This window comes from Teichococcus deserti (assembly GCF_001982615.1).
Classification (GTDB): Bacteria; Pseudomonadota; Alphaproteobacteria; order Acetobacterales; family Acetobacteraceae; genus Pseudoroseomonas; species Pseudoroseomonas deserti.
Genome location: NZ_MLCO01000077.1, coordinates 59586 through 83244, shown reverse-complemented (window position 1 = coordinate 83244; position 23659 = coordinate 59586). Strand labels below are relative to the sequence as shown.

Annotated in this window: 19 protein-coding genes and 1 tRNA gene; 8 read left to right on the top strand and 12 right to left on the bottom strand. The window is 71.5% G+C overall.

Translation table 11 applies throughout. From position 1 onward, the window contains the following. The 3 genes from malQ to BKE38_RS09930 all read left to right on the top strand — a co-directional run. Positions 1-1669, top strand: a 1669-nt coding sequence (malQ, locus tag BKE38_RS09940; RefSeq protein WP_131829551.1) for a 4-alpha-glucanotransferase, incomplete at its 5' end; no start/stop codon positions are given. Next, positions 1669-4311 carry a malto-oligosyltrehalose synthase gene (gene treY, locus BKE38_RS09935; RefSeq protein WP_076957154.1) on the top strand — a complete coding sequence of 881 codons (2643 nt, stop codon included), beginning with the start codon at positions 1669-1671 and terminating at the stop codon, positions 4309-4311. The genes malQ and treY, both read left to right, overlap by 1 nt. A 97-nt stretch (positions 4312-4408) precedes the next feature. Further along, positions 4409-5443: an extracellular solute-binding protein gene (locus BKE38_RS09930; RefSeq protein ID WP_076957153.1), complete on the top strand. Its 1035-nt coding sequence runs from the start codon at positions 4409-4411 to the stop codon at positions 5441-5443. Positions 5444-5556: 113 nt separating this feature from the next. Here BKE38_RS09930 and BKE38_RS09925 read toward each other — a convergent pair whose 3' ends face one another. The 3 genes from BKE38_RS09925 to BKE38_RS09915 all read right to left on the bottom strand — a co-directional run bounded on the left by BKE38_RS09925 (position 5557) and on the right by BKE38_RS09915 (position 10245). Beyond that, on the bottom strand, positions 5557-7203 hold the full coding sequence (locus BKE38_RS09925) for a glycosyltransferase family 4 protein (RefSeq protein ID WP_076957152.1): 1647 nt from the start codon (positions 7201-7203) through the stop codon (positions 5557-5559). A gap of 56 nt (positions 7204-7259) precedes the next feature. Beyond that, positions 7260-8624 carry a glutathione-disulfide reductase gene (gene gorA, locus BKE38_RS09920; protein WP_076957151.1) on the bottom strand — a complete coding sequence of 455 codons (1365 nt, stop codon included), beginning with the start codon at positions 8622-8624 and terminating at the stop codon, positions 7260-7262. A 142-nt stretch (positions 8625-8766) separates the two neighbouring features. After that, complete coding sequence (locus BKE38_RS09915; protein ID WP_076957150.1) at positions 8767-10245, bottom strand: NAD-dependent succinate-semialdehyde dehydrogenase; 1479 nt, start codon at positions 10243-10245, stop codon at positions 8767-8769. Between the two features lie 200 nt (positions 10246-10445). Between BKE38_RS09915 and BKE38_RS09910 the strand changes: the two genes are divergently transcribed. Beyond that, positions 10446-10598 (top strand): DUF3309 family protein, encoded by a 153-nt coding sequence (locus tag BKE38_RS09910; protein WP_076957149.1) that lies wholly within the window; start codon positions 10446-10448, stop codon positions 10596-10598. Between the two features lie 84 nt (positions 10599-10682). Here BKE38_RS09910 and BKE38_RS09905 read toward each other — a convergent pair whose 3' ends face one another. The 3 genes from BKE38_RS09905 to BKE38_RS09895 all read right to left on the bottom strand — a co-directional run bounded on the left by BKE38_RS09905 (position 10683) and on the right by BKE38_RS09895 (position 12416). Next, positions 10683-11336, bottom strand: a complete 654-nt coding sequence (locus BKE38_RS09905) for a hypothetical protein (protein ID WP_076957148.1) — start codon at positions 11334-11336, stop codon at positions 10683-10685. A gap of 209 nt (positions 11337-11545) precedes the next feature. After that, positions 11546-11959: a hypothetical protein gene (locus BKE38_RS09900; RefSeq protein ID WP_131829550.1), complete on the bottom strand. Its 414-nt coding sequence runs from the start codon at positions 11957-11959 to the stop codon at positions 11546-11548. 148 nt (positions 11960-12107) lie between these two features. Continuing rightward, positions 12108-12416 carry an ArsR/SmtB family transcription factor gene (locus BKE38_RS09895; RefSeq protein WP_076957146.1) on the bottom strand — a complete coding sequence of 103 codons (309 nt, stop codon included), beginning with the start codon at positions 12414-12416 and terminating at the stop codon, positions 12108-12110. 94 nt (positions 12417-12510) lie between these two features. Here BKE38_RS09895 and BKE38_RS09890 point away from each other — a divergent pair, with 94 nt between their 5' ends. Then, positions 12511-13608, top strand: a complete 1098-nt coding sequence (locus tag BKE38_RS09890; protein ID WP_076957145.1) for an NADH:flavin oxidoreductase/NADH oxidase — start codon at positions 12511-12513, stop codon at positions 13606-13608. A gap of 48 nt (positions 13609-13656) precedes the next feature. On the opposite strand, the gene glmS is transcribed toward BKE38_RS09890, so the two are convergent. Together glmS and glmU are read right to left on the bottom strand one after the other, a co-directional pair. Next, a complete protein-coding gene (gene glmS / locus BKE38_RS09885; RefSeq protein ID WP_076957144.1) occupies positions 13657-15483 on the bottom strand; it encodes a glutamine--fructose-6-phosphate transaminase (isomerizing) in 1827 nt (608 codons plus the stop codon). Beyond that, positions 15484-16806 (bottom strand): bifunctional UDP-N-acetylglucosamine diphosphorylase/glucosamine-1-phosphate N-acetyltransferase GlmU, encoded by a 1323-nt coding sequence (glmU, locus tag BKE38_RS09880; protein ID WP_083747431.1) that lies wholly within the window; start codon positions 16804-16806, stop codon positions 15484-15486. A 90-nt stretch (positions 16807-16896) separates the two neighbouring features. On the opposite strand from glmU, the gene gph reads away from it, so the two are divergent. Next, the gene (gene gph / locus BKE38_RS09875) at positions 16897-17544 is read left to right on the top strand and encodes a phosphoglycolate phosphatase (protein ID WP_076957143.1); all 648 of its coding nucleotides are present in this window, start codon (positions 16897-16899) and stop codon (positions 17542-17544) included. On the opposite strand, the gene BKE38_RS09870 is transcribed toward gph, so the two are convergent. After that, entirely contained in the window at positions 17541-18335 is a 795-nt protein-coding gene (locus BKE38_RS09870; RefSeq protein WP_083747429.1) for a DUF3108 domain-containing protein, read from the bottom strand. The genes gph and BKE38_RS09870 overlap by 4 nt on opposite strands. 105 nt (positions 18336-18440) lie before the next feature. On the opposite strand from BKE38_RS09870, the gene BKE38_RS09865 reads away from it, so the two are divergent. Next, a tRNA-Val gene (locus tag BKE38_RS09865) sits at positions 18441-18515 on the top strand. A gap of 54 nt (positions 18516-18569) precedes the next feature. Here the strand turns inward: BKE38_RS09865 and budA are convergent. Then, the gene (gene budA, locus BKE38_RS09860; RefSeq protein ID WP_076957142.1) at positions 18570-19265 is read right to left on the bottom strand and encodes an acetolactate decarboxylase; all 696 of its coding nucleotides are present in this window, start codon (positions 19263-19265) and stop codon (positions 18570-18572) included. Positions 19266-19371: 106 nt separating this feature from the next. On the opposite strand from budA, the gene BKE38_RS09855 reads away from it, so the two are divergent. Then, positions 19372-19878, top strand: a complete 507-nt coding sequence (locus BKE38_RS09855) for a YaiI/YqxD family protein (RefSeq protein ID WP_076957141.1) — start codon at positions 19372-19374, stop codon at positions 19876-19878. Here BKE38_RS09855 and BKE38_RS09850 read toward each other — a convergent pair. Together BKE38_RS09850 and BKE38_RS09845 are read right to left on the bottom strand one after the other, a co-directional pair. Continuing rightward, positions 19875-20846: an aldo/keto reductase gene (locus tag BKE38_RS09850; protein WP_076957140.1), complete on the bottom strand. Its 972-nt coding sequence runs from the start codon at positions 20844-20846 to the stop codon at positions 19875-19877. The two genes, BKE38_RS09855 and BKE38_RS09850, sit on opposite strands and share 4 nt — an antisense overlap. A gap of 307 nt (positions 20847-21153) precedes the next feature. Continuing rightward, positions 21154-23529, bottom strand: a complete 2376-nt coding sequence (locus BKE38_RS09845; protein ID WP_076957164.1) for a penicillin acylase family protein — start codon at positions 23527-23529, stop codon at positions 21154-21156. Between the last annotated feature and the right edge of the window lie 130 nt (positions 23530-23659).

The following is a 23659-nucleotide window of genomic DNA, read 5'->3' as shown; positions in this document are numbered from 1 at the left end:
CGGTGCGCCGCAGCGAGTAGAGCTGCACCGCCAGCCCCCAGGCGGCCGCGCCTGGGGGCTGGCGGTGCAGCTCTACTCGCTGCGGCGCACCGGCGACGGCGGCTTCGGCGACTACACGGCGCTGGCCGATTTCGCGGTGGGCGCCGCCGGCCAGGGGGCGGATGCCATCGCGCTCAGCCCGGTGCATGCGCAGTTCACCGCGGTGCCGACGCGCTTCAGCCCCTATGCGCCCTCCAGCCGGCTGCGGCTCGACGTGCGCCATGCCGATGCCGAGACGCTGCTGGGCGAGCTGACGCCGGCCTTCGCGCCGGAGCTCGCCGCCGAATGGACCCGGCTGGAGCAGCTGAACCTGATCGACTGGCCGGCCGCCACCGCCGCCCGCCTCGCCCGCCTGCGCCAGGTCTTCGAGGTGTTCCAGGCCCAGGCGCCGGCCAGCCTGCGCGACGACTTCGCGGCCTTCCGTGCCGAGAGCGGCGCCGCGCTGGAACGCCATGCCCGTTTCGAGGCGCTGCAGGCGGCGCAGCTGGCGCAGGACCCGCAGACATTCCACTGGCGCGACTGGGGCGCGGCGCTGCGCGATCCGGAGAGCGCCGCCGTCGCCGCCTTCGCCGCGGCGCATGCCGAGGAGGTCGACTGGCACGCCTTCCTGCAATGGCAGGCCGATCGCGGCCTGGCGGCGGCGCAGCGCGCGGCGCGCGAGGCCGGCGCCCGCATCGGGTTGATCGCCGACCTGGCGATCGGCGTCGATGGCGGCGGCAGCGATGCCTGGTCGCGCCAGGATGAGTTCCTGCAGGGTGTCGAGATCGGCGCGCCGCCCGACATCTTCAACCGCCGCGGCCAGGGCTGGGGCATCACCACCTATTCGCCGCACGGGCTGCGCGCCAATGGCTTCGCGGCGTTCCGGGAGATGCTCGGCACCGCCTTCCGCAATGCCGGCGGCGTGCGGCTGGACCATGTGCTGGGGCTGCGCCGCCTCTGGCTGGTGCCGGAGGGCGCGACGCCCGACCAGGGCTGCTACATCCGCTATCCGCTGCGCGACCTGCTGCGGCTGGTGGCGCTCGAATCCGCGCGCCACGGCGCCGTCGCCATCGGCGAGGATCTGGGCACCGTGCCGGAAGGCTTCCGCCCGCAGCTGGAGCGCGCCGGCATCGCCGGCATGCGCGTCATGTGGTTCGAGCAGACCGAGCCGCCGAAGGGCGAGGTGGCCGACTTCATCCCGCCGCAGCGCTGGAGCCCCGGCGCGGTCGCCATGACCTCGACCCACGACCTGCCGACCGTCGCCGGCTGGTGGGAGGGACGCGACCTGGCCTGGCGCGAGGAGCTGGGCCACACCATCCCCGGCATGGCGGAGACCCGGGCGGCCGAGCGGCCGCTGCTCTGGGACGCCTTCTGCAGGTCGGGCGTCGCCGAGGGGCCGGTGCCGGGCCCGGATCAGGCCGCCCGTGTCGCCGATGCGGCGGCCGCCCATATCGGTCGCGCCCGCTGCGAGCTGGCGCTGCTGCCGCTGGAAGATGCCGTCGCCGCCGTCGAGCAACCCAACCTGCCCGGCACCGTTGAGGAACATCCCAACTGGCGCCGACGCCTCGCCCCTCCGGTCGAGCGGATGTTCCAGGATCCCGCGATCGAACAGCGTCTGCGCGGGTTGGCGCGGGCGCGGAGAGCTCCCTGATGCCGCTGGCTGCACCCGTCGCCGAGACCCGCCCCCGCGCCACCTACCGCCTGCAGTTCCATGCCGGCTTCACGCTGGACGACGCGGTGCCGCTGGTGCCCTATCTGGCACGGCTCGGGGTCGGCCATCTCTACGCCTCGCCGCTGCTGCCGGCGGCGCCGGGCTCGACCCATGGCTATGACAACACCGGCCATGACGCGATCAACCCGGCGCTCGGCGGCGAGCCGGCGCTGCGCCGGCTGGTCGCGGCGCTGCGCCAGCACGGCCTCGGCCTGCTGCTTGACATCGTGCCCAACCACATGGGCGTCGACGGCCCGCACAACCCCTACTGGCAGGACGTCTTCGCGCATGGCCGCGACAGCCGATACGCCGACTTCTTCGACGTCGACTGGGACAGCCCCGACCCCGCGCTGAACGGCAAGATCCTCGCCCCCTTCCTCGGCCGCTCCTATGGCGAGGCCCTGGCCGAGGGCGAGCTGACGCTGGTCGCCGAAGGCCCGACCGGCCTGTCCGTCGCCTATTTCGACAACCGCTTTCCGATCCGCCAGGGCGATGCCGACAACATCCTGGGCGAGCGCGGCGGGCTGGAGGCGCATGACCCGAAAAGCCTGACCGGCACCGCCCGGCTGCACGGGCTGCTGGAGCGCCAGCACTACCGCCTGGCCTGGTGGCGCACGGCCTCCGACGAGATCAACTGGCGCCGCTTCTTCGACGTCACGGGTCTCGCCGGCCTGCGCGCCGAGGATCCCAAGGTCTTCGACGCCAGCCATGCCTTTCTCCTCCGCCTCTATGCCGAGGGGCTGGTCGACGGGCTGCGCATCGACCATGTCGACGGGCTGGCGGACCCGGCCGGCTATTGCCGCAAGCTGCGCCGCCGCATGGCCGCCGTCGCGCATCGCCGCCCGGCCGGCGCCCCTGCCGGCGAACCCTATGTCGTGGTCGAGAAGATCCTGGCCGCCGGCGAGGCGCTGCCGGCGCGCTGGACCACGGACGGCACCACCGGCTACGACTTCATGGACCAGGTCGGCGCCCTGCTGCACGACCCGGCGGGCGAGGCGCCGCTCTCCGCGCTGTGGCGCGAGGTGACCGGCAGCGATCTGGACTTCCACGGGCAGGAGCTCGCCGCCCGCAAGCAGATCCTGCGCGACAACCTGGCCGCCGAGCTGGACGCCGCCGCCCGCGCCCTGCACCGCCTGGCGCGCGGCCATCTGCGCTCGCGTGACTTCTCCTTCAACGCCATCCGCCGCAGCCTGGCGGAGCTGCTGCTGCACATGCCGGTCTATCGCGTCTATGTCCGGGCGGGCGAACCGTCGCAGCAGGACCAGCGCATCCTGGCCGAGGCCGCCGGCGCCGCCCGCGCCCGGCTGCACCCGACCGACCATGCCGTGCTGTCGCACCTGCTGTTCTGGCTGGCCGAGGACCGCCCGCGCAACCACCCGGCCGGCGCCGCCCGCCAGATGCTGCTGACCGCCCGCCAGCGCTTCCAGCAGCTCTCCTCGCCGACCGCCGCCAAGTCCGTCGAGGACACCGCCTTCTACCGCTACGGCCGGCTGCTGTCGCGCAACGAGGTGGGCTCCAATCCCGGCCTCTTCTCGCTCCCGCCGGACGGCTTCCACCAGCTGTCCGCCGCCCGCGGCAGGGATTTCCCGGACGCGCTGCTGGCCACCGCGACGCATGACCACAAGCGCGGCGAGGACCTGCGCATGCGCCTCGCGGCACTGGCAGAGATGCCCGACGACTGGGCCGCGGCGCTGCGCGGCTTCCTGGCGGCGAGCCAGCCGCTGGTGCAGCCGCTGCCCGACGGCCCGGCGCCAGAGCCGGCCGATGCCGCCATGCTGTTCCAGATGATCCTGGCCAGCTGGCCGGTCGGGCTCGACGTCGCCGATCGTGCCGCGGTCGAAGCCTGGACCGATCGGCTGCAAGGCTGGCAGCAGAAGGCGATCCGCGAGGCCAAGCACCGCTCCGGCTGGGCCATGCCGGACGAGGCCTATGAGGGCGCCGCGCAGGACTTCCTGCGCGCGGTGCTCGACCCGGCCCGCCATCCCGAGCTGGCGCGCGGCCTGCAGGACTTCGCCGCCCGCCTCGCCGCCCCCGGCGCGCTGAAGAGCCTGGCGCAGACGACGCTGCGCCTGACCGTCCCCGGTGCCCCCGACCTCTACCAGGGCACCGAGTTCTGGGACTTTTCCCTCGTCGACCCGGACAACCGCCGGCCGGTCGACTACGACGCCCGCCGCGCGGCGCTGGAGGCGGGCCGCAGCCCGGAGGCGCTGCTCGCCTCCTGGCAGGACGGCGCCATCAAGCAGCAGCTGATCGCCCGCCTGCTGGCGGCGCGCGCGGCGCATCCGGCGCTGTTCCGCGACGGCAGCCACGAGCCGCTGGCCGCCCCGCCGGGCACCCTGGCCTTCCTGCGCCGCCATGGGGGGAAGACCCTGTTGGTTGCCGTGCCGATCCGCGCCCTGCCCGGCGGCGACAGCGCCCTGCCCTCCGCCGCCGCCTGGGGCGAGGCCAGCCTGCCGCTGCCCGCGGCGCTGGGTGCTGCCGCCTGGCGCGACCTGCTGAACGACCAGGACATCGCCGCCGCCCCGGCGCTGCGCCTGGCCGAGGGCGCCTGGCCGCTGCGGATCCTGCTCGCCTCAGGCTGAGGCGGCGCCGGGATTCGCTTGCGAGTGCTTCTCACTTCGCCTAGGCATCGGGGCGACGGCTGGAGATGAACCGCCGTTCATCCGAGGAAAGACGCCCATGTTCCGACGCCCCCTCCTCGCCGCGCTCAGCGCGCTGGCGCTCGCCGCCCCTGCCGGCCTTCGCGCCCAGGGCGCCGGCGAGATCAACCTCTACTCCGCGCGCCACTACGACACCGACCGCGCGCTGTACGAGGAGTTCACCAGGGAGACGGGCATCCGCGTGCGGGTGATCGAGGGCCAGGCGGACCAGTTGATCGAGCGCATCCGCAACGAGGGCGCCAACAGCCCGGCCGATGTCTTCATGACGGTGGACGCCGCCCGCCTCGCCCGCGCCGCCCAGGCCGGCATCCTGGCCGCGCATGGCTCGGCCACCGTGAACGAGCGGGTCCCGGCTGCGCTGCGCGACCCGCAGGGCCTGTGGTTTGCCGTCTCCCAGCGCGCCCGCCTGATCATGTATGATCGCGAGAAGGGTGCACCCGAGGGCCTCGCCCGCTACGAGGACCTGGCCGATCCACGCTTCAAGGGCATGATCTGCGCCCGCAGCGGCGCGCATCCCTACAACACCAGCATGGCCGCCGCCCTGCTGATCGCCGACGGCCCGGAGAAGATGGAAGCCTGGGCCCGTGGGGTCGTCGCCAACTTCGCCCGTCCCCCGCAGGGCGGCGACCGCGACCAGTTCCGCGCCATCCCCTCCGGCCAGTGCAGCCTGGCCATCGCCAACAGCTACTACCTCGGCCTGACCGGCCGCTCGGACAAGCCCGAGGACCAGGCGCTGTTCAAGCGGATCGGCGTGATCTTCCCGAACCAGGGCGCCGGCGACCGCGGCACCCATGTGAACATCTCCGGCGCCGGCCTGACCGCCAATGCGCCGAACAAGGCGAATGCCATCCGCTTCCTGGAATTCATGACCACCCACCGAGCGCAGGAAATGTTCGCCCTCGGCAACATGGAATTCCCGGTGGTCGCCGGCGCGCCGCTGCACCCACTGCTGGCCGGCCTCGGCACCTTCCGCGCCGAGCCGATCAACGCCGCCGGCAACCTCGACCGCACGCCGGAAGCCCTGCAAATCCTCCAACGCGCCGGCTGGAATTAATCTTTCGGGCTGCCGCCTTCGCGTGGCACCGCTGGTTCCGGCACTGAACGGTCGGAACGACCTGGGGGGTGGGCCGCAAAGGCCCGCCCCTTTCTTGATTCAGGCTGGCTGATTCAGGCGGGCGGCAGCCGGCGGACGAAGCCGGACTTCAGCAGCCACAGCAGCCCACGCAGCGCCGCGGCGCGGCCCTCCTCGGGCAGCAGCGCGGCGATGGTGGTCGGGCCTTCCTGCTGCAGCCGGTGCAGCATCCCCGCGAGACCTGCCTCGGCCAGCCCGCCGGCCGGGCGATAGATCCCGCCCGGCAACGCCGCCAGCGCCTCGATCGAGGAACAGGCCTCGGGATCCGCCGCCACCCGCATTTCCCCCGCCAGCGCCGCGCTGGGATAGGACGCGAAGCCCTCGGTCGGGTCGGCATGGCGCGGGTCGATGGCGCGCGGGCCGGGGGTGGCGGCGCGGCGGCGCTCGGCCAGTGCGGCCCAGAGCGCCTGGTACTGGCCGATCACCACCCGCCAGTCGAAATGCTGCAGCGCCCGGGCCTGCCCCGCCGCGCCCATCCGCCGGCGGAGCTCCGCATTCGTCGCCAGGGCGAAGAAGGCCTCGGCCCCGGCGGCGATGTCCAGCGCCACCAGCTGGGTCGAGGCGCCGAGGTAGTTGTCGTAGTTCATCGCCCCCGCCGCATGCCGCAGCGCCAGGTCGGCAGCGCTGCCCGGCGGCGCCATCAGGCTGGGGACGCGGAACCCGTCCTCGCCATGGCGGACGGTGTCCTTGAACCCGTCCCAGTCGCTGACCACGACCGGCAGCCCGGCCGCCATCGCTTCCACCGGCGCCAGCCCATAGGTCTCCTGGATATTGTCGACCAACAGAGAGAAAACGTCAGCCATGGCGTGCAGGCCCTGACGGGCCTCGGCGGCGCGGGCATCGACGATGGACAGGCCGACCTCGGGCGCCAGGGCGGCGGCCATGGCGCGATGCGCCTCCTCCTGCTCGCCATGGGCGAACCAGCCGGCGAGGACGCAATGCAGCCTGGGCGCCCCGGGACGACGTGCCGCCCGGCCCAGCGCGCCGAACAGCGCCACCGGATGCGCCTTCGCGTGCCAGGACAGCCGGCCGAGCGACAGCACCACCACCGTGTCCTCGGCGATGCCCAGCCGCGCCCGCCAGGAAGCCCGGGCGCCGGGCGGCGGCGCGAAGGCGGCGCAATCGACGCCGAGCGGGATCACCGGCAGCATCGGCAGCGGGAAGCGCTGGGCGCCCAGCCGGTCGCGCAGCTGGGCGGCCTCGGCCTCCAGCAGGCTGCGGGCGGTGGCGGCGACGGCGCGGGAGGTGCAGATCAGCGCGTCCCAGGGCTCGGCCGGGCCGGCGAGCAGGTCGGCGATGGATTCCATCGCGCCATGCGAGGCGGTGGTGTGGGTGACGCCCACCACCGAATAGGCCGTGGACCCCGCGAAGCGCCTGGCGCGGGCCAGCTGCGCCACCTCCGGCCCGGGCAGCATCAGCGTGCCGATGGCGGCCAGGCGGTCCAGCCGCTGCGGCGCGATGGCCTCCAGCGCCATGGTGGCGCCGGCCTTGCGGGCCAGCTGCTCGAAGACCGGGCCGTCGCCCGGCGCCAGCAGATAGGCCGACAGCCGGTCCAGCCCGCCATGGCGGATCAGGCCGCGCAGGAAGCCGTCGCCGGCGACGTGGCGGCCCATGAGACGGGTGCGGTCGGTCTGGAAGCCATCGGCCGCGAAGCCGATGGCCGCATTCGGAGGAGAAGCCATGCGGCCATCATGGCCCGGAACCGTTCCGGGTTGAATGGCCCGGCTTGACCCCGACCTTATCCGACCTGCCGCGTCACCGTGCGGAGGGTGACGAATTCCTCGGCCGCGGTCGGGTGGATGCCGATGGTGCGGTCGAAATCCTCTTTCGTGGCGCCGGCGACGATGGCCACCGCGATGCCCTGCATGATCTCGGCCGCATCCTCGCCCAGCATATGGGCGCCGAGCACGCGCTGGGTGCGGCGGGCCACCACCAGCTTCATCAGCGTCTTGCGCGGCGCCTTGCTGATGGTGTGGCGCATCGGCGTGAAGCGGGCGACATAGACGTCGATCGGGCCCTGCAGCGCCGCCGCCTCCTCCGACAGCCCGACCGTCGCGGCCGGCGGCGAGGTGAAGATCGCCGTCGGCACGTTCTGGAAGCTCGCCGTGCGCGGGCGGCCACCGAAGAGGGTGTCGGCCAGGGCATGGCCCACCGCGGTCGCGACCGGAGTCAGGTTCAGCTGGTCGGTGACGTCGCCGATGGCGAAGATGTGGGGCTGGGTGGTCGCCTGCTCCAGCGTGACGGGGACGCAGCCGGAAGCGCCGGTCTTGATGCCCACCTTCTCCAGCCCGAGGCCGTCCGTGTGGGGCACGCGGCCGGTGGCGAACATCACCTGGTCGGTCTCCAGCACCGCGCCGTCCTCGGTGGTCAGGCGCAGGACGCCGTCGGACCCGCGCTCCAGCTTCGCCGGCATCTGGCCGGGATGCAGGCGGATGCCCTGGTTTTCCAGCGCCTCGGCCATGGCGGCGCGCAGGTCGCCGTCCATGCCGCGCAACGGCAGCGGCTGGCGGTAGAGCAGGTCCACATCCGAGCCCAGGCCGCGCAGCAGGGAGGCAAATTCGAGGGCGATATAGCCGCCGCCGATGACGATGATGCGCTGCGGGCGCGCCTTCAGGGTGAAGAGGTCGTCGGAGACCAGGCCGAGCTCGGCACCGGGGATGGCAGGGCGCTGCGGGCGGCCGCCGACGGCGATGACGATGCGCTCGGCGGTGATACGCGTCCCGCCGACATCGAGGGTGTGGTCGTCGATGAAGGTGGCGCGGGCGTTGAAGCTGGTGACGTTAGCGTTGGTCAGCAGGCGGGAATAGATGGCGTTGAGGCGGGCGACCTCGGCGTCGCGGGCGGTGGCGAGCGTGGTCCAGTCATGCGCGCCGGGCTGCGCCTCGGTCCAGCCGAAGGCCGGGGCGTCATGCGCCCACTGCCCGTATTCGGCGGCGTGGACCATGATCTTCTTCGGCACGCAGCCGACATTGACGCAGGTGCCGCCCCAGAAGCGTTCCTCCGCCACCGCGACCCGGGCACCGTGGCCGGCCGAGATACGGGCGCAGCGCACGCCGCCGGAGCCGCCGCCGATGACGAAGAGGTCGAAGTCGTAGCTGCTCATCGGGCGGGATCCCTGTCTCTGCTGTTTCGCAAGAAGGGATGCCGCGGCTTTTTCGTCAAGGTCGCGCCCTTGGAGTGCAGGGCAGCCCTTATGAATGTGGGGGTCCGGGGGAACTCAGTTCCCCCGGCCTTCGCTTACTTGCTCAGCCGCCGATGCCGCCGAGGGCGAGGTACTTGGTCTCGAGATACTCGTCGATCCCGTGGGTCGACCCCTCGCGCCCCAGCCCCGACTGCTTAAAGCCGCCGAAGGGCGCCTCGGCGGTCGAGATGATGCCTTCGTTGATGCCGATGATGCCGTATTCCAGCGCCTCGGCGACGCGGAAGATGCGGCCGACGTCGCGGGCGTAGAAATAGGCGGCCAGGCCGAACTCGGTGTCGTTGGCCAGGCGGATCGCCTCTTCCTCGGTCTTGAAGCGGAACAGCGGCGCGACGGGGCCGAATGTCTCCTCGCGGAAGATGGCGGCCTCGTGCGGCACGTTGGCCAGCACCGTCGGCTCGAAGAAGTTGCCGCCCCGGGCATGGGGCTTGCCGCCGGTGACGACGCTGGCGCCCTTGGACAGGGCGTCGGCGATATGCTCCTGCACCTTCTTCACCGCGTCGGCATTGATCAGCGGGCCCTGGGTGACCCCCTCCTCCATGCCGTTGCCGACCTTGAGGCCTTCGACCGCGGCCTTCAGCTTGGCGGCGAAGGCGTCGTAGACCCCTTCCTGCACCAGGATGCGGTTGGCGCAGACGCAGGTCTGTCCGGTGTTGCGGTACTTCGACGCCATGGCGCCCTTGACCGCCTCGTCCAGGTCGGCGTCGTCGAAGACGATGAAGGGGGCGTTGCCGCCAAGCTCCATCGAGGTCTTCTTGATGGTCTGCGCGCATTGCTCGAGCAGCACGCGGCCGACCTCGGTGGAGCCGGTGAAGGACAGCTTGCGCACCAGCGGGTTGCCGGTGAGCTCCTTGCCGGTGCCCGAGGACGGGCCGGTGATGACGTTGCAGACGCCCTTGGGCATGCCGGCGCGCTCGGCGAGGACCGCGATGGCGAGCGCCGAGAAGGGCGTCTGGCTGGCCGGGCGGATCACGCCGGTGCAGCCGGCGGCCCAGCCCGGACCGGCCTTGCGGGTGATCATGGCCGAGGGGAAGTTCCAGGGCGTGATGGCGGCGAAGACGCCCACCGGCTCCTTGGTCACCAGGATGCGGCGGCCCTTGGCGTTCTGCGGGATGGTCTCGCCGTTGACGCGGCGGGCCTCCTCGGCGAACCACTCGATGAAGCTGGCGGAATAGGCGACCTCGCCCTTGGCCTCGGCATAGGGCTTGCCCTGCTCGGCCGTCATGATGGCCGCCAGATCCTCGGTATTGGCCAGCATCAGCGCGGCCAGCTTCTTCAGGATGGCGGCGCGCTCATTGGCCAGCATGGCGCGCCAGGCCGGCCAGGCGGCGTTGGCGGCCTCGATGGCGCGGCGGGTCTCGGCCTGGCCCATGGCCGGGATGGTGCCGATCAGCTCGCCGGTGGCGGGGTTCTTCACCTCCAGCACCTTGCCGTCGTCGGCCTTCACCCACTGGCCGTCGATATAGTTGGCCTGCCGCAGCAGGTCGGGGTCCTTCAGGACCAGCTTGGTGACGGTGTCGAGCATGACGGTTCCTCTCCCACAGCGTGGCGGCCCGCCGCTTCGATGCCCGGCAGCCCGTCTGGTGCAGGGAAGTTAGGCAGGCCGGCGCCCGCTGTCAGCCCGGCCGCATGCCGAATAAACCCGCCGTCACGCAACATCCTGCCGTTCCGCGGCGTTGACCCCGCACGGCGCAAGCTGGACGGAAATCCAAGGGAGAAGACTCCATGGGCCTGATATTGCTGATCATCGTCATCCTGCTGCTGGTCGGCGCCCTGCCGCGCTGGGGCTACAGCAGCGGCTGGGGCTACGGCCCCTCGGGCGGCCTCGGCCTGGTGCTGCTGATCCTGCTGATCCTGCTGCTGATGGGACGCATCTGACCGCAGCGCGATACCGCCTGAACGAAGCAGGGCCCCGGGGAAGCGATTCCCCGGGGCCCTTCTTCTTCGTGGCGGCCGGCGCGGTCAGACCTCGACCGAGGCCAGCGACCCCATGGTGGCGGAGCTGCCAGTCGCATAGGCGGCGACCGCGGCATAGAGCGAGTCGGTGATCTGCTGCCGGCGCGCGGCATAGCTGTCGGCGGCATCGCTGCCGGTCGGCTCGAGGCTGCCCTGGGCGCCGGTCGCGACCTCGTTGGTCGCCGCGGCGTCGGCCTCGGGGGCGGCGCCGCCCGGCGGCGGGGCCGGACGGTTGCCGAAGGGGCCGGAGGGCGCATCCACCCCGCCGGGCGCGGCACCGCTGGCCGGCGCGTCGCTCAGCCGCCAGTCACCCAGCTGCGACAGCAGCCGCGCGGTGCTGTCGCCCTGGTCCTCGAGCGCGGTCACCGCCTCGCGGCTGACGCCCTCGGCGCTGCTGGTCAGGCTGGTGCTGGCGCCCGTGGAGGACTGGGTGGAGGCATCCCCGGCTTCGCCGGTCAGCAGCGCCGCCAGCATGTCGTCGCCCAGCGCCGCGGTGCGCAGGCCAATCACCTGGGTCTGGTTGGTGGCGTCGACCGCCTGGCCCTGGTCGCTGTCGGGATTGGCGCGGCTGTTGCGCGGCCCCAGCTGCAGCGCGGCGAGGCGTTCCACCTGGCTGTTGGCCAGCTGGCTGCTGGAAAGTCCGGAAATGCTGCTCGACATGGCCTGGTCCTCCTCCGGGGCGCGACAGCGACGCTCCATGCGATGCTCGATCGACGGAACGCCTGCGGGCGCGGCGGGGTTTACAGGCCTGGGAAGGCGGTTTTTGCCGCCAGGCGCGAACCGGCACAGGATGCCGGAGACGGCTGTCTTCGCCGCCAAGCCCGAGTCGCCAGCCCTTGCGGGCCGCGGCTGGGGTCAGCCTAGCCCAGTCAGGCGCCGGGCGCCACCGCTTCTGCGGCCGGGTCGGGCAGGCCATGCACCGCGAGATCCAGCGCCTCCAGCCAGGCCCGGTCCTGCAGCGCTGCCGCGATGCGGCGGGCGGTGACCAGGCGTGGGCCGGATGTCTCCATGACGATGGCGCCCCAGACGACGACGGCCAGGCCCAGCAGCGGCACCAGATGGAGATAGACCAGCACCAGCAGGATGCCGCCATGCAGCGGCGCCAGCCAGACGGTGCCGATGACGGTCAGCGCGACGCTGACCAGCGCCGCCGCCAGGCCGAGGTCGAGGCGGGCCAGCCTGCGGCATTGCGCCACCTCGCGCCGCAGCCTGGGCAGCGCCGCGCGCAGCGGATCTTCGACCATCGGCGCGCCGCCGCGGCTGGCCAGATAGCGTCGGGCCATGAATTCGGTGCGGGCCGGGCGGGTCCAGCTAGCGGCGGGTTGGACGGGCATAGGGGCTCCGCGAGCGGAAATGTTGCGCCGCAGCATAGCGGCGCGGCGGTTGGGCCGCCAGCCTGTGACGGCGCCTGTCGCACCCGGCCGGCGCGGGTCAGCCCTGACCTTCGGCTGCCAGCACTGCTGCCAGCAGCCCCGGGAAGCGCGCGTCGAGCTCGGCGCGGCGCAGCGAATTCATATGCGTCACCCCGAAGGTGGTGGTGCGGACGAGGCCTGCCTCCCGCAGCACGCGGAAATGATGCGAGACGCTGGATTTCGGCCGGCCGCCATCGAGGGCGCCGCAGCTGGCCTCACCCTCTGCCGCCAGCTGGCGGACGATGCCGAGGCGCACGCCGTCGCTCAGCGCATGCAGCACTTTCTCAAGACGGAACTCGGACGCTTCCGGGTGCTTCATCGCCGCCATCGGCGCCACGCTCCTCTGGCATGCCCCACCGCAGGGCTTGCCAATAGTTCGAGATTGATGGAACTAAGGCGCCACGTCACCCGAGGACAGCCTGATGCCGCATCTTTTCGAGCCCTATACCCTGAAGGGCGTCACCCTGCGCAACCGCATCGTCGTCTCGCCGATGTGCCAGTACTCCGCCGAGGAGGGCGTGCCGAACGACTGGCACCAGGCGCACTACACGGCCCTGGCCCGAGGCGGCGCCGGGCTGGTGGTGGTCGAGGCCACCGGCGTCTCGCCCGAGGGCCGCATCACCCCGGGCTGCACCGGCCTCTGGAACGACACCCAGAAAGACGCCTTCAAGCCGGTCGTCGCGGCGATCAAGGCGGCCGGCGCAGTGCCCGGCATCCAGATCGGCCATGCCGGACGCAAGGCCAGCGCCAACCGCCCCTGGGAAGGCGACGACCACATCGCCGAGGGCGATCCGCGCGGCTGGCAGACCATCGCGCCGTCGGCGGTGGCCTTCGGCGGCGGACTGTCGAAGACGCCGAAGGAGATGACGCTGGAGGACATCGCCCGCGTCCAGGCCGATTTCGTCGCCGCCGCCGAGCGGGCGCGCGAGGCCGGCTTCGAATGGCTGATGCTGCATTTCGCGCACGGCTACCTGGCCCAGAATTTCTTCTCGAAATACTCGAACCAGCGGACCGACGCCTATGGCGGCTCGGCCGGGAACCGTGGCCGCTTCCTGGTCGAGACGGTCCGCGCGGTGCGCAAGGCCTGGCCGGCGCATCTGCCGCTCTCGGCCCGCTTCAGCGTCATCGAGTTCGACGGCGATGACGAGACGATGCAGCAGGAGGCCGCCGAGCTCGCCCGCGCCATGAAGGCCGAGGGGCTGGACTTCTTCGACGTCTCGGTCGGCTTCAACACGCCAACGGCGAAGATCCCCTGGGGCCCCGGCTTCATGGGCGAGACCGCCGGCCGCATGCGGCGAGAGACCGGCCTGCCCACCGCCACCAGCTGGTATGTCGGCACGCCGCAAATGGCCGAGGCCATGCTGGAGAAGGGCCAGGTCGACCTGGTGATGATGGGCCGGCCGCTGCTCGAGAACCCGCACTGGCCCTTCTTCGCCGCCAAGCAGCTGGGCGTCGAGAAGCCGTCCTGGACCCTGCCCGCCCCCTATGCCCATTGGCTGGAGCGGTATCGCGCGGCCTGAGGTCGCGATCGGCCGCGGCAGGGCATCGCCCCGCCGCGGCCGGTCGCATCATTCGACGGTGACCGCCTTCGCCAGGTTGCGCGGCTGGTCCACATCGGTGCCCTTCAGCACCGCCACGTGATAGGCCAGCAGCTGCACCGGGATGGCGTGCAGGATCGGCGCCACGAAGGGGTCGACGCTGGGCAGCACCACCACGCGCTCGGCGAAGCGGCGCAGCGCCGGCGCGCCTTCCGCATCGGTGAAGGCCATGATGCGGCCGCCACGGGCCGCGGCCTCCTGCAGGTTCGACGCCGTCTTCTCGAAGAGCGGCCCCGAGGGGCAGAGCGCGATCACCGGCACCGAGGCATCGATCAGCGCGATCGGGCCGTGCTTCATCTCGCCGGCGGCATAGCCCTCGGCATGGATGTAGCTGAGCTCCTTCAGCTTCAGCGCGCCTTCCAGCGCGATCGGGTAGAGGCTGCCGCGGCCTAGGAACAGAACGTCGCGCGCGGCGGCGACCTCACGGGCGATCTCCATCATGTCGCCGAGGCCCTGCTCCAGCAGCTCGGCGGCATGCGCCGGGACCTCCAGCAGGGCCGCGGTCAGGCGGGCTTCCTCGGCCGCGGTCAGCGTGCCGCGGGCGCGGCCGAAGCCCAGCGCCAGGCTGGCCAGCACCGCCAGCTGCGCCGTGAAGGCCTTGGTCGAGGCCACGCCGATCTCGGGGCCGGCGACGGTCAGCAGGGTGCCGTCGCTCTCCCGGTCCATCGTGCTTTCCGGCACGTTGACCACCGACAGGACATGCTGGCCGCGCGACTTCAGCAGGCGGAGAGCTGCCAGGGTGTCGGCGGTCTCGCCCGACTGGCTGACCAGCAGCGCGGCGCCGCCCTCGGGCAGCGGCGGGTCACGGTAGCGCAGCTCGCTGGCGACATCGGTGTCGACGGGGAGGCGCGCCACCTGCTCGAACCAGTAGCGCGCGACCTGGGTCGCGATGAAGGCCGAGCCGCAGGCACTGAAAGAAATCTTCGGCACGGCGACCGGGTCGAAGGGCAGCGCCGGCAGGGCGACGGCGCGGCTGGCCGGGTCGATATACTGGCGCAGCGTGTCGCCGAGCACGACCGGGTGCTCGTGCAGCTCCTTCTCCATGAAGTGCCGGTAGTTGCCCTTGCCGACGGCAGCACCCGACAGCGCGGTCAGCTTGACGGCGCGCTCGACCGGCCGGTCCTCGGCGTCGAAGAACTTTGCCGAATGGTCGTCGAGGACGGCCCAGTCGCCCTCTTCCATATAGGCGATGCGGCGGGTCATCGGGGCGAGCGCCAGGGCGTCGGAGCCGATGAACATTTCTCCGTCCCCGAAGCCGACGGCCAGCGGGCTGCCCTGGCGCGCGGCGATCAGCTTGCGCGGGTGGCCGGCGAAGACCATTGCCAGGCCGAAAGCCCCGTGGATTTTTTTCAGTGTCTTCGACACCGCCTGTTCCGGGGTGTCGCCCTGGCTGAGAAGAAAATCCAAAAGCTTGGCGACGGCCTCGGTGTCGGTCTCGGTTTCGAACTCGATGCCCTCGGCCTCGAGCTCGGCGCGCAGCTCGGCGAAATTCTCGATGATGCCGTTATGCACCACCGAGACGCGGGCGGTGCCATGCGGATGGGCGTTGCGCTCGGTCGGCGCGCCATGGGTCGCCCAGCGGGTATGGCCGATGCCGGTGGTGCCCTCCAGCGGCTGGGCGTCGAGGACATTGGCCAGGTTGACCAGCTTGCCCTCGGCGCGGCGACGCTCGACATGGCCGTTCACCAGGGTGGCGATGCCCGCGCTGTCATAGCCGCGGTATTCCAGGCGCCGCAGCGCCTCGAGCAGTCGGGGGGCTGCCGCTTCGCGCCCGACGACGCCGACGATGCCGCACATTCACTTCTTCTCCTTGCGCCGCGCCGCGCGGAAGGCGGCGGCGGCTCCGGGTTTCTCGGCAGGCCGGGCGCGGGCGAAGGCCATCGCGTCGGCGGCCACGTCCTTGGTCAGCACCGAGCCGGCGGCCGTCATCGACCCGTCGCCGAGCGCGATCGGCGCCACCAGCGTGGTGTGGGAGCCGACGAAGACCCCTGCCCCGATCGTGGTGCGGTGCTTGGCGAAGCCGTCGTAATTGCAGGTGATGGTGCCGGCGCCGATATTGCTGCCGGCGCCGATGCTGGCATCGCCGATATAGCTCAGGTGGTTGGCCTTGGCGCCTTCCGCGACCTGAGCATTCTTCAGCTCGACAAAATTGCCGATATGGGCGCGGGGGCCGACATCGGTGCCGGGGCGCAGCCTTGCATAGGGGCCGACCAGCGCGCCCGCCCGCACCACGCAGCCTTCCAGATGCGAGAAGGCGCGGATCTCCACGCCATCCTCGACGGTGACGCCGGGGCCGAAGACGACATGCGGCTGCACGGTCACGTCGCGGCCGAGGCGCGTGTCATAGGCAAAGACCACCGAGTCCGGCTGGATCAGGGTCGCGCCCTGCTCCATGGCCTGGCGGCGCAAGCGGGCCTGGATCTCGGCCTCGGCGGCAGCGAGCTCGACGCGGCTGTTGATGCCGCGCAGCTCCGCCTCCGGCGCCTCGACGGCGGTGACGCGGTCGCCATCGGCGACGGCCAGCGGCACGAGATCGGTCAGGTAGTATTCGCCGGCCCGGTTGTCGTTGCGCACCCGCCGCAGCCAGCCGAACAGTTTTCTCGATGGCGCGCAGAGGACGCCGGCATTGCAGAGGCCGACGGCGCGCTCCTCGTCATTCGCGTCGGCGAATTCGACGATGCGGGTGACATTGCCAGAAGCGTCCTGCAGCACGCGGCCATAGCGCGCCGGATCGGCCGGGCGCATCGCCAGCAGGGCCAGGCCCGCATTGTCGCGGGCGGCGCGCAGGCGCTGCAGCGTCTGCGGCGTGATCAGCGGGTTGTCGGCATAGAGCACCGCGACATCGCCCTCGAAACCCGCGAGCAGCGGCGCGGCCTGGAGCGCGGCATGGCCGGTGCCCAGGCGCTCGGCCTGGACCACGGTCGCATGCGGATGGGCGGCGGCTTCCAGGGCCGGCATGTCGGGGCCGACCACCACCACCACCCGGTCGAAGACGCCTTCGCAGGCGGCGATCAGGTGGTTCAGCATCGGCCGTCCGGCCAGCGGGTGCAGCGCCTTGGGCAGGCGGCTTTTCATGCGGGTGCCGAGACCGGCGGCGAGGAGGATGGCTGCTGCGGGCATGCAGGGCATCTGCCAAGCAAAGCCCAGCCAGGGCAAGAGGATACGGCGTCACATCGCATTGCCGCACGAAACATGGCACAAGCTGGGGCCATGCAACGCACCGTTATCTTTGATCTGGACGGCACGCTGGTGGACAGCCGGCCGGACATCCATGCCGCGCTCTCCCGCATGATGGCGGCGCGCGGTCAGCCGCCCTTCACGCTGGAGGAGGTGACCCGCTTCATCGGCGACGGCGTGCCGGTGCTGATCCAGCGCGCCTTCGCCGCCCGCGGCCTGGCCCCCGACCCGACCGCCCTGCCCGCCTTCCTGGCCGATTACGAGGCGAATGCCGCGGTCCACACCCGGATGTTCCCCGGCATGGAGGCCGTGCTGGACGACCTCGCCGCCGAGGGCTGGGCCATGGCCGTCTGCACCAACAAGCCGGAAAAGGCGGCGCGGCTGCTGCTGGCCGCGCTGGGGATCGACCGCCGTTTCGCGGCGCTGGGCGGCGGCGACAGCTTCCCCGTCCGCAAGCCCGACCCGGCGCATGTCCTGGCGACGCTGCAGGCGGCGGGCGGCGTGCCGGAGGCCGCGGTCATGGTCGGCGACCATCACAACGACGTCCAGGCCGGGCGCGGCGCCGGGCTGCCGGCGATCTTCTGCGGCTATGGCTACGGGTTGCCGGAAATGGCGGAGGGCGCGCCGGTCGCGGCCAGCCCCGCCGGGCTGCCGGCGCTGATCCGCGCCGCGCTGGGCTAGCGCAGCTCGGCCTGCTGCTGGGCGGGCTTGATCTCGACCAGCAGCGCCGTCAGCCGGCCGAGCCAGCGCCCGGGCATCTCCACCCGCACCGGGATGATCGGCGCGCCGGCCATGGGGGCGGCCATCCAGGCCGTGCCTTCCTGCGGCTCGCGCGCGTCGGGGCCGTCATCGCGCTTGAAGCCGGCCAGCTGCCGCGCCTCGAAGCCGCAGCGCACCGCCTCGCCGCCCCAGGAGCCGCCCTGCGCCGTCAGCCGGTCGCGGCCAAGCGTCCGGGCGGCCATGTCGGCGCGGCGGCGGCCGTCATAGATGGCGGCACGGCCCTCGCAGCGGCCGGTGGTGGCGATGTTGCGGGTCAGCTGGGCCAAAGCGGTCAGCGAGTCCACGGTGCCGCGCTGCAGCGCCTCGGGCACCGGCTCGCGGTCGGGGTCCTCGGCCGGGACCATCACCCGCGCCACCGGCTGGTTGGCGGGATATTCCAGCACGGTCTGCCGCGGCTCGCCGCGCCACAGCCCGTCGCCGACATAGCGCACCGGGCGGGCCGCATTGTTCACCCAGACGCCGTCGACCCGGTTGGCCTGGCGGCCATTGGCGAACCAGCCGGCCATGCCGGTGAAGCGGAAGCTGCTCTCGATGCGGTAGCGGCTGGGGTTGTCGAGATCGAAGACCGCCTCGACCCGCATGACCTGCATGCCGGCGGCCTGGACGGAATAGACCGCCCGCACCGGCTCGGCCCGCGCGATGGCGGGGACGGCCAGCAGCGACAGGAGCAGGGCAGCGGGGCGCCATCTCATGATGGCTCACATGGCGTCGCGAAGGCCTTGTTAGAAGGGGGGAATATTCAACACGAGCGCTTGACGGCCCTTCGCCCTCCCCTTAGTAAGCGCCTCACCCACGATGGGCGCGTAGCTCAGCGGTAGAGCATCGCCTTCACACGGCGGGGGTCACAGGTTCAATCCCTGTCGCGCCCACCATCGGGGTCCTTCCAAAAGGCCTGGCCGCCACGAGCGTCCGGGCCTTTTGGCTGTTCAGCCCTCCTTCTCGATCACCCCGAGCTCGGCCTGGCTGTCACGGCCCAGATCGGCCGTCAAAAAATCCAGCGTCATCGGCAGGGCCATGTTCAGGCGCGGCAGGTGCATCAGCGCGATGCTGGCAACGCGGATGCGGCCCGAGAGAAGATGCCCGCCGCGCTCGCGCGCCGCGTCGAGGAAATGCAGGTGGCAGCCGGGGACGGCGACGCTGTGCAGGAAGGCGGGCGTCCAGAAGCCGCAGAGGGTGCCTTCCGCTTCGGGGAAGTCGAAGGTGGCCTGCTGCTTCGCGACCTCGACCAGCGGGGTATAGGCCTCCTGGCGCGGCACGCTGCGGACCCGCAGGCCCTCGAAGACGCCCTGGATGCGGATGGCGTAGAGCATGTTGGGCGAAGGGATCAGCCCGGTGACGGCGTCCTCGATGCCGGTGCCGGTCGGGACCTGGTCGATGGTGTCGGCGTGGAAAGGTGCGACGCAGGCGAAGGGGGTGCGGGCGGTGCCGTCGACCTCGCGGGCCTGGCCGTGGTTGTCGACCTGCCAGGCGCGGCCGTCGAGCACCACCATCTCGCCGTCCAGGTCCTCGAAGGTGCCGAGGCCGAGGTCGCCCTCCCTGAGAATGTCGGCCACCGTCGCCGTGCCTTCGTAGAGGCCGTCGAGCAGGGCGTTGATCGGGGCGGAGAGATAGGCAGCGCGCATTCTGTCTTGGTCCCTGGACGTCGGCGCCGATTATGGACCAGAAAAAAGATGGGGGTCCGGGGGAATTCCTTCCCCCGGCCTTCCTTTCTGTCCTAAGCGCAGTCTCATGGAAAAGACCGAGATCTGGGTCGACGGCGATGCCTGCCCGGTGCGCGACGAGGTGTTCCGCGTCGCCGGGCGTTTGTCGTTGATCGTGCATGTGGTGTCGAACGGCGCGCGCGGCGTGCGGCTGCCCGAGGTGGACTGGGTCAAGCGGGTGATCGTCGCCGAGGGGGCGGACGCCGCCGATGACTGGATCGCCGAGCGGATCCGCCGGCAGGATCTGTGCGTCACCGCCGATATCCCGCTGGCCTCGCGCTGCCTGGAGCGCGGCGCCCGCGCCCTGGCGCCGAACGGCCGGATCTGGACCAGCGACAATATCGGCCAGGCCCTGGCCGGGCGCGAAGTGTCCCGGCATCTGCGCGAGATCGGCGCCATGACCAGGGGCCATGCGCCGATGACCGGGTCGGACAAGTCGCGCTTCCTCTCGGCGCTGGAGACCGAGGTGCAGGCGGCGCTGCGCGGCGCCGAGGCCAAGCCGGCCGCGCTGTGGCGGCCGGGCCTGTTCGACTAGGGCGTCGGCACTTCCGGCGGCAGCAGCCCCTGCTGCTTCAACGCCGCCCAAAAGGCCGCCGGGACCTCGGCCTGCATCAGCGCCGCATTCTGCCGCACCCGGTCGGCATGCTTGGCGCCGGGGATGACCGAGGCCACCACCGGATTGGCGGCGCAGAATTGCAGCGCCGCCGCCTTCAGGTCGACGCCGTGCTTCGCCGCCACCGCCGCCATGCGGTCGCGCGCCGCCACCTGTTCCGGGGGCGCCTCCTGGTAGTCGAAGGTGGTGCCGCCGGCGAGCAGCCCCGAATTGTACGGCCCGCCCACCACGACATGCGCGCCGCGCTCGGCGCAAAGGGGAAACAGCTCCTTCGTGCCGGCCAGGTCGATCAGGCTGTAGCGCCCGGCCAGCAGGAAGACGTCCGGATCGGATTCCTGCAGCGCCCGCACACAGGGCTCCGGCAGGTTCACGCCCAGGCCCCAGGCGCGGATCATGCCTTCCTCGCGCATCCTGATGAGCTCGCGGAAGGCGCCGTCGCGGGCGATGCGGAAGGCCGCGTCGTAACCATCGCCCAGATGGTCGGTGGCCAGGTCATGCACATAGACGACGTCGATGCGCCCGATGCCCATGCGCTGCAGGCTGTCCTCCACCGAGCGCCGGGCGCCGGCCGCGGTGTAGTCCTGTTTCCGCCGGAACATCATCGTGCTGAGGAAGGGATGTGCCAGCTCGGGCTCCGTGGTCGGCTCCAGCAGCCGGCCGACCTTGGTGGAGATGACGTATTCGTCGCGCGGCTTCCGCCGCAGCATCGCGCCGAAGCGATGCTCCGACAGCCCGGCGCCATAATGCGGCGCCGTGTCGTAATAGCGGATGCCGCTGTCCCAGGCGGCCTCCAGCGCAGCCTCGGCCGTGGCGTCGTCGACCTTGGCGAACATGTCGCCAAGCGGCGCGCCGCCAAAGCCGAGCGGACCAGGGGGAGCGAAACGGGCCATGGTTGGGTTCTCCTTCAGGGCTTCGCTGAGGAGGGGATGGTGGGGGAAGAGGTTTCAGGAAGGAAGAGGCGGGTAGACGAGGGGAATGAATTCCCCTCGACCCCTTCTTTTTTCTGGTTACCGGCCGTTCGGGGACCAGCACCTCGCCGGCAGCCTCGCCAGGGCAAGACGGCGGGGCGCGAATGTGACAGCAGCGCGACCTTGAAGGTCGCGCTGTGCATCGGCCGTTGCACGGACTGTCACCACGTGGACACGGCAGTCCCAGAGAAAAGGAAATGCATTCCCCTGGCCTGCCTCTGTCTTCTCTTCAGTCCGCCACAGGAACCAGCGCGATCCGCTGCATCTCCATCCGGTCCACCGCCTCGCGCGAATAGAGCAACGGCACGTATTCGCCCTGTGCCCAATGCGGAGCCAGGTCGGCGTAATGCGGCGAGGCCGGATCGCCGGACTGGCCGGGGGCGTTGATGCAGAGACTGTTGTCCCATTCGCCGACATCCATCACCAGCCGCACCGAGGCGCCGAAGGTGCAGCGGAAGTCGCCAGGGCGGTAGCCGGTGTGCATCGGCGTCTGGGCGCTGCCGCCGACGGGGAAGGGGCCGACGTCCAGCGTCGCGGTCTCGGCGGTCAGGCCCTGCAGCGCATGCGCGAAGTAGCCGTGGTGCAGCTTGCCCCAGCTCCAGCCGCTGGGGCAGGAGCCCATGCGGCTCTCGCAATCGTGGAAGGCGGCCATCAGGCAGTCCGCCAGCAAGGCGTCGCGGGCGGCGGCGGGCAGGCGGGCGTCGGGGTTTTCCAGCACCAGCAGCAAGCTTTCCATGTCCTGCGGCAGCAGGAGCGGGCGCAGCGTCGCATCGGGGACCAGGGCGGCCAGCAGCCTGGGCTTCAGGTGCTTGGTCAGGAAGACCTCGAACAGGCCAGCGGCGGCGCTGTCGGCGGCCAAGCGGAAGTCCCAGTCCTCCAGCAGGGTCTGCGCCGCCCAGAGCTCCGGCGCGCTGCCGCGCGGCAGCGTGAGCAGCAGGGCGCAGAGCCGGCGGGCGGGAATGGACAGGACATCGGTCTGCAGCGCGGTGCAGTCGGCCAGCGTCAGCAGCGGGCCGCGCGTCAGGGATTCGCGAATGCGCGTGGCACGGGAGGCTTCCACCCACTCATAGCCATAGGTCTTCTCGGCGTGGTTCCAGTCGGCGGGCAGGTTCTGCTCGTTGGCGCTGTGCACGAAGCCTTCCAGCGGATCGACGCGCCAGGGATGCTCCGCCGGATCGAGCAGGCCGGACCATTCGTAGCGGCCATCGCCCGGAACGGGCAGCAGCCCGTCCCAGTTCGGCCGCTGTGGGGCAAAGCCGGCCGGGGTCCAGGCGATGGTGCCGCTGGTGTCGGCATAGACCTTGTTGACCGAAGGCGTGCCCCAGCGCCGTATCGCCGTGCGGAATTCTTCCAACGTGGTGGCGCGCATCGAGGCCAAGCTGGCCAGATAGGGCGCCGAGCCGGGCATCGACCAGACGGTGCGGATGGCGACGGCGCGGCGGTTGGCGACGTCCTCGGCGATGACCGGGCCGTGCTGCGTGAAGCGCAGCATCAGCGTCTGGTCGGGATGGCCTTTGACGGCGAAGTTGTCGCGGACGACGTCCATGTCGGAAAAAGCATCGCCGTGGCGGTAGGAGTTGCGGTCGCCTTCGGCCGTCTCGTAGACATAGACGTCCTCCTGGTCCGCGCCATGGATGGTCAGGGCGAAGGCGCTCGTGCCGTTGTGGCCGATGGAGATGCCGGGCACGGCGGGCTCGCCCGCGCCGATGGCGTTGAAGCCCGGGCTGTCGAGATGGACGATGTAGCGCAGCGACGGCGCCGCATGGGCGCGATGCGGGTCGGAGGCCAGGATCGGCCGGCCGCTTTCGCTGCGGCTGCCATGGATCGCCCAGTTGTTGGAGCCTTCCATCTCGGCGCCCATCACCACGTCGCCGAGATCGGTGACCGCGGTCCAGCGGCGCCAGTCGTCCAGCGGGGCGGCCAGCCGCTCGGCCGAGAAGGTGACGGCGGCGGTGGCCAGCTTGAACTGGGTGAGCACCTCGGTGCCGAGCGTGGAGAGGTCGAGCCCTTCCGGCCGCACCGGCTCCACCATCGGCTCCAGATGCTTGCGCAGCAGGTCGGTGGCCAGGTCGGCCTTCGAAAGAACGATGGCGCGCAGCACTTCGGACAGCGCGTTGCGGGTCAGGCTGTGGCTGCGGATGCGCACCACGTCCTCGGCCGCCCAGCGCGACGGGCGGGTGCCCAGCGCGCGGAACTCGGCGGGCAGCCGGGCAGGCTCGGCCTCGACCAGGTCGACGAAGGCGTTGATGCCGGCGACGAAGGCTTCGCAGATTTGCCTGGCATCGGGGGCGTAGGCGGAAAATTCCGCCTCCATGTCGCCGCGGTAGAGAAAAAGTCGGCTGGCGCGGTCCTGGGCGAGGAAGCCGGGTCCGAAATCGGCCGCCAGCAGGCCCAGGCCGCGCTTGCGCCACAGGTCGATCTGCCACAGCCGGTCGCGCGCCGCGTTGAAGCCCTGCAGAAAGAAGAGATCGGCCTCATTCTCTGCCCGCAGATGCGGGATGCCCCAGCGGTCGACATGGATCGAGGCCGGCGCCTGCAGCCCGCGCAGCCGGATCGTCTCGCCGGGCAGGGTCGGGGAGGCAGGCGGGGCGACAGTGTCGTTCATGGCGGAGCGCATTCCCATGGGGCAAGGCCTGGGAAGCTAGAAGCCTGCCGCGGCTCAGGCAATCCAGACGCCCGGCGAATATCGCAGGGCGCTACCGATGGCTCCGAAAAACCGCAGCCTGGATCAGCAA

What these genes read in the sequence shown, in the direction of transcription:
- BKE38_RS09910 (WP_076957149.1), top strand. Translation starts at nt 10,446, where the DNA reads ATGGGCCTGATATTGCTGATCATCGTCATCCTGCTGCTGGTCGGCGCC.
- BKE38_RS09915 (WP_076957150.1), bottom strand. Translation starts at nt 10,245, where the DNA reads ATGCTCGACACCGTCACCAAGCTGGTCCTGAAGGACCCCGACCTGCTG.
- BKE38_RS09870 (WP_083747429.1), bottom strand. Translation starts at nt 18,335, where the DNA reads ATGAGATGGCGCCCCGCTGCCCTGCTCCTGTCGCTGCTGGCCGTCCCC.
- treY (WP_076957154.1), top strand. Translation starts at nt 1,669, where the DNA reads ATGCCGCTGGCTGCACCCGTCGCCGAGACCCGCCCCCGCGCCACCTAC.
- gorA (WP_076957151.1), bottom strand. Translation starts at nt 8,624, where the DNA reads ATGAGCAGCTACGACTTCGACCTCTTCGTCATCGGCGGCGGCTCCGGC.
- BKE38_RS09925 (WP_076957152.1), bottom strand. Translation starts at nt 7,203, where the DNA reads ATGGCTTCTCCTCCGAATGCGGCCATCGGCTTCGCGGCCGATGGCTTC.
- gph (WP_076957143.1), top strand. Translation starts at nt 16,897, where the DNA reads ATGCAACGCACCGTTATCTTTGATCTGGACGGCACGCTGGTGGACAGC.
- BKE38_RS09895 (WP_076957146.1), bottom strand. Translation starts at nt 12,416, where the DNA reads ATGGCGGCGATGAAGCACCCGGAAGCGTCCGAGTTCCGTCTTGAGAAA.
- BKE38_RS09905 (WP_076957148.1), bottom strand. Translation starts at nt 11,336, where the DNA reads ATGTCGAGCAGCATTTCCGGACTTTCCAGCAGCCAGCTGGCCAACAGC.
- BKE38_RS09930 (WP_076957153.1), top strand. Translation starts at nt 4,409, where the DNA reads ATGTTCCGACGCCCCCTCCTCGCCGCGCTCAGCGCGCTGGCGCTCGCC.
- BKE38_RS09900 (WP_131829550.1), bottom strand. Translation starts at nt 11,959, where the DNA reads ATGGCCCGACGCTATCTGGCCAGCCGCGGCGGCGCGCCGATGGTCGAA.
- budA (WP_076957142.1), bottom strand. Translation starts at nt 19,265, where the DNA reads ATGCGCGCTGCCTATCTCTCCGCCCCGATCAACGCCCTGCTCGACGGC.
- glmU (WP_083747431.1), bottom strand. Translation starts at nt 16,806, where the DNA reads ATGCCCGCAGCAGCCATCCTCCTCGCCGCCGGTCTCGGCACCCGCATG.
- BKE38_RS09855 (WP_076957141.1), top strand. Translation starts at nt 19,372, where the DNA reads ATGGAAAAGACCGAGATCTGGGTCGACGGCGATGCCTGCCCGGTGCGC.
- BKE38_RS09845 (WP_076957164.1), bottom strand. Translation starts at nt 23,529, where the DNA reads ATGAACGACACTGTCGCCCCGCCTGCCTCCCCGACCCTGCCCGGCGAG.
- glmS (WP_076957144.1), bottom strand. Translation starts at nt 15,483, where the DNA reads ATGTGCGGCATCGTCGGCGTCGTCGGGCGCGAAGCGGCAGCCCCCCGA.
- BKE38_RS09850 (WP_076957140.1), bottom strand. Translation starts at nt 20,846, where the DNA reads ATGGCCCGTTTCGCTCCCCCTGGTCCGCTCGGCTTTGGCGGCGCGCCG.
- BKE38_RS09890 (WP_076957145.1), top strand. Translation starts at nt 12,511, where the DNA reads ATGCCGCATCTTTTCGAGCCCTATACCCTGAAGGGCGTCACCCTGCGC.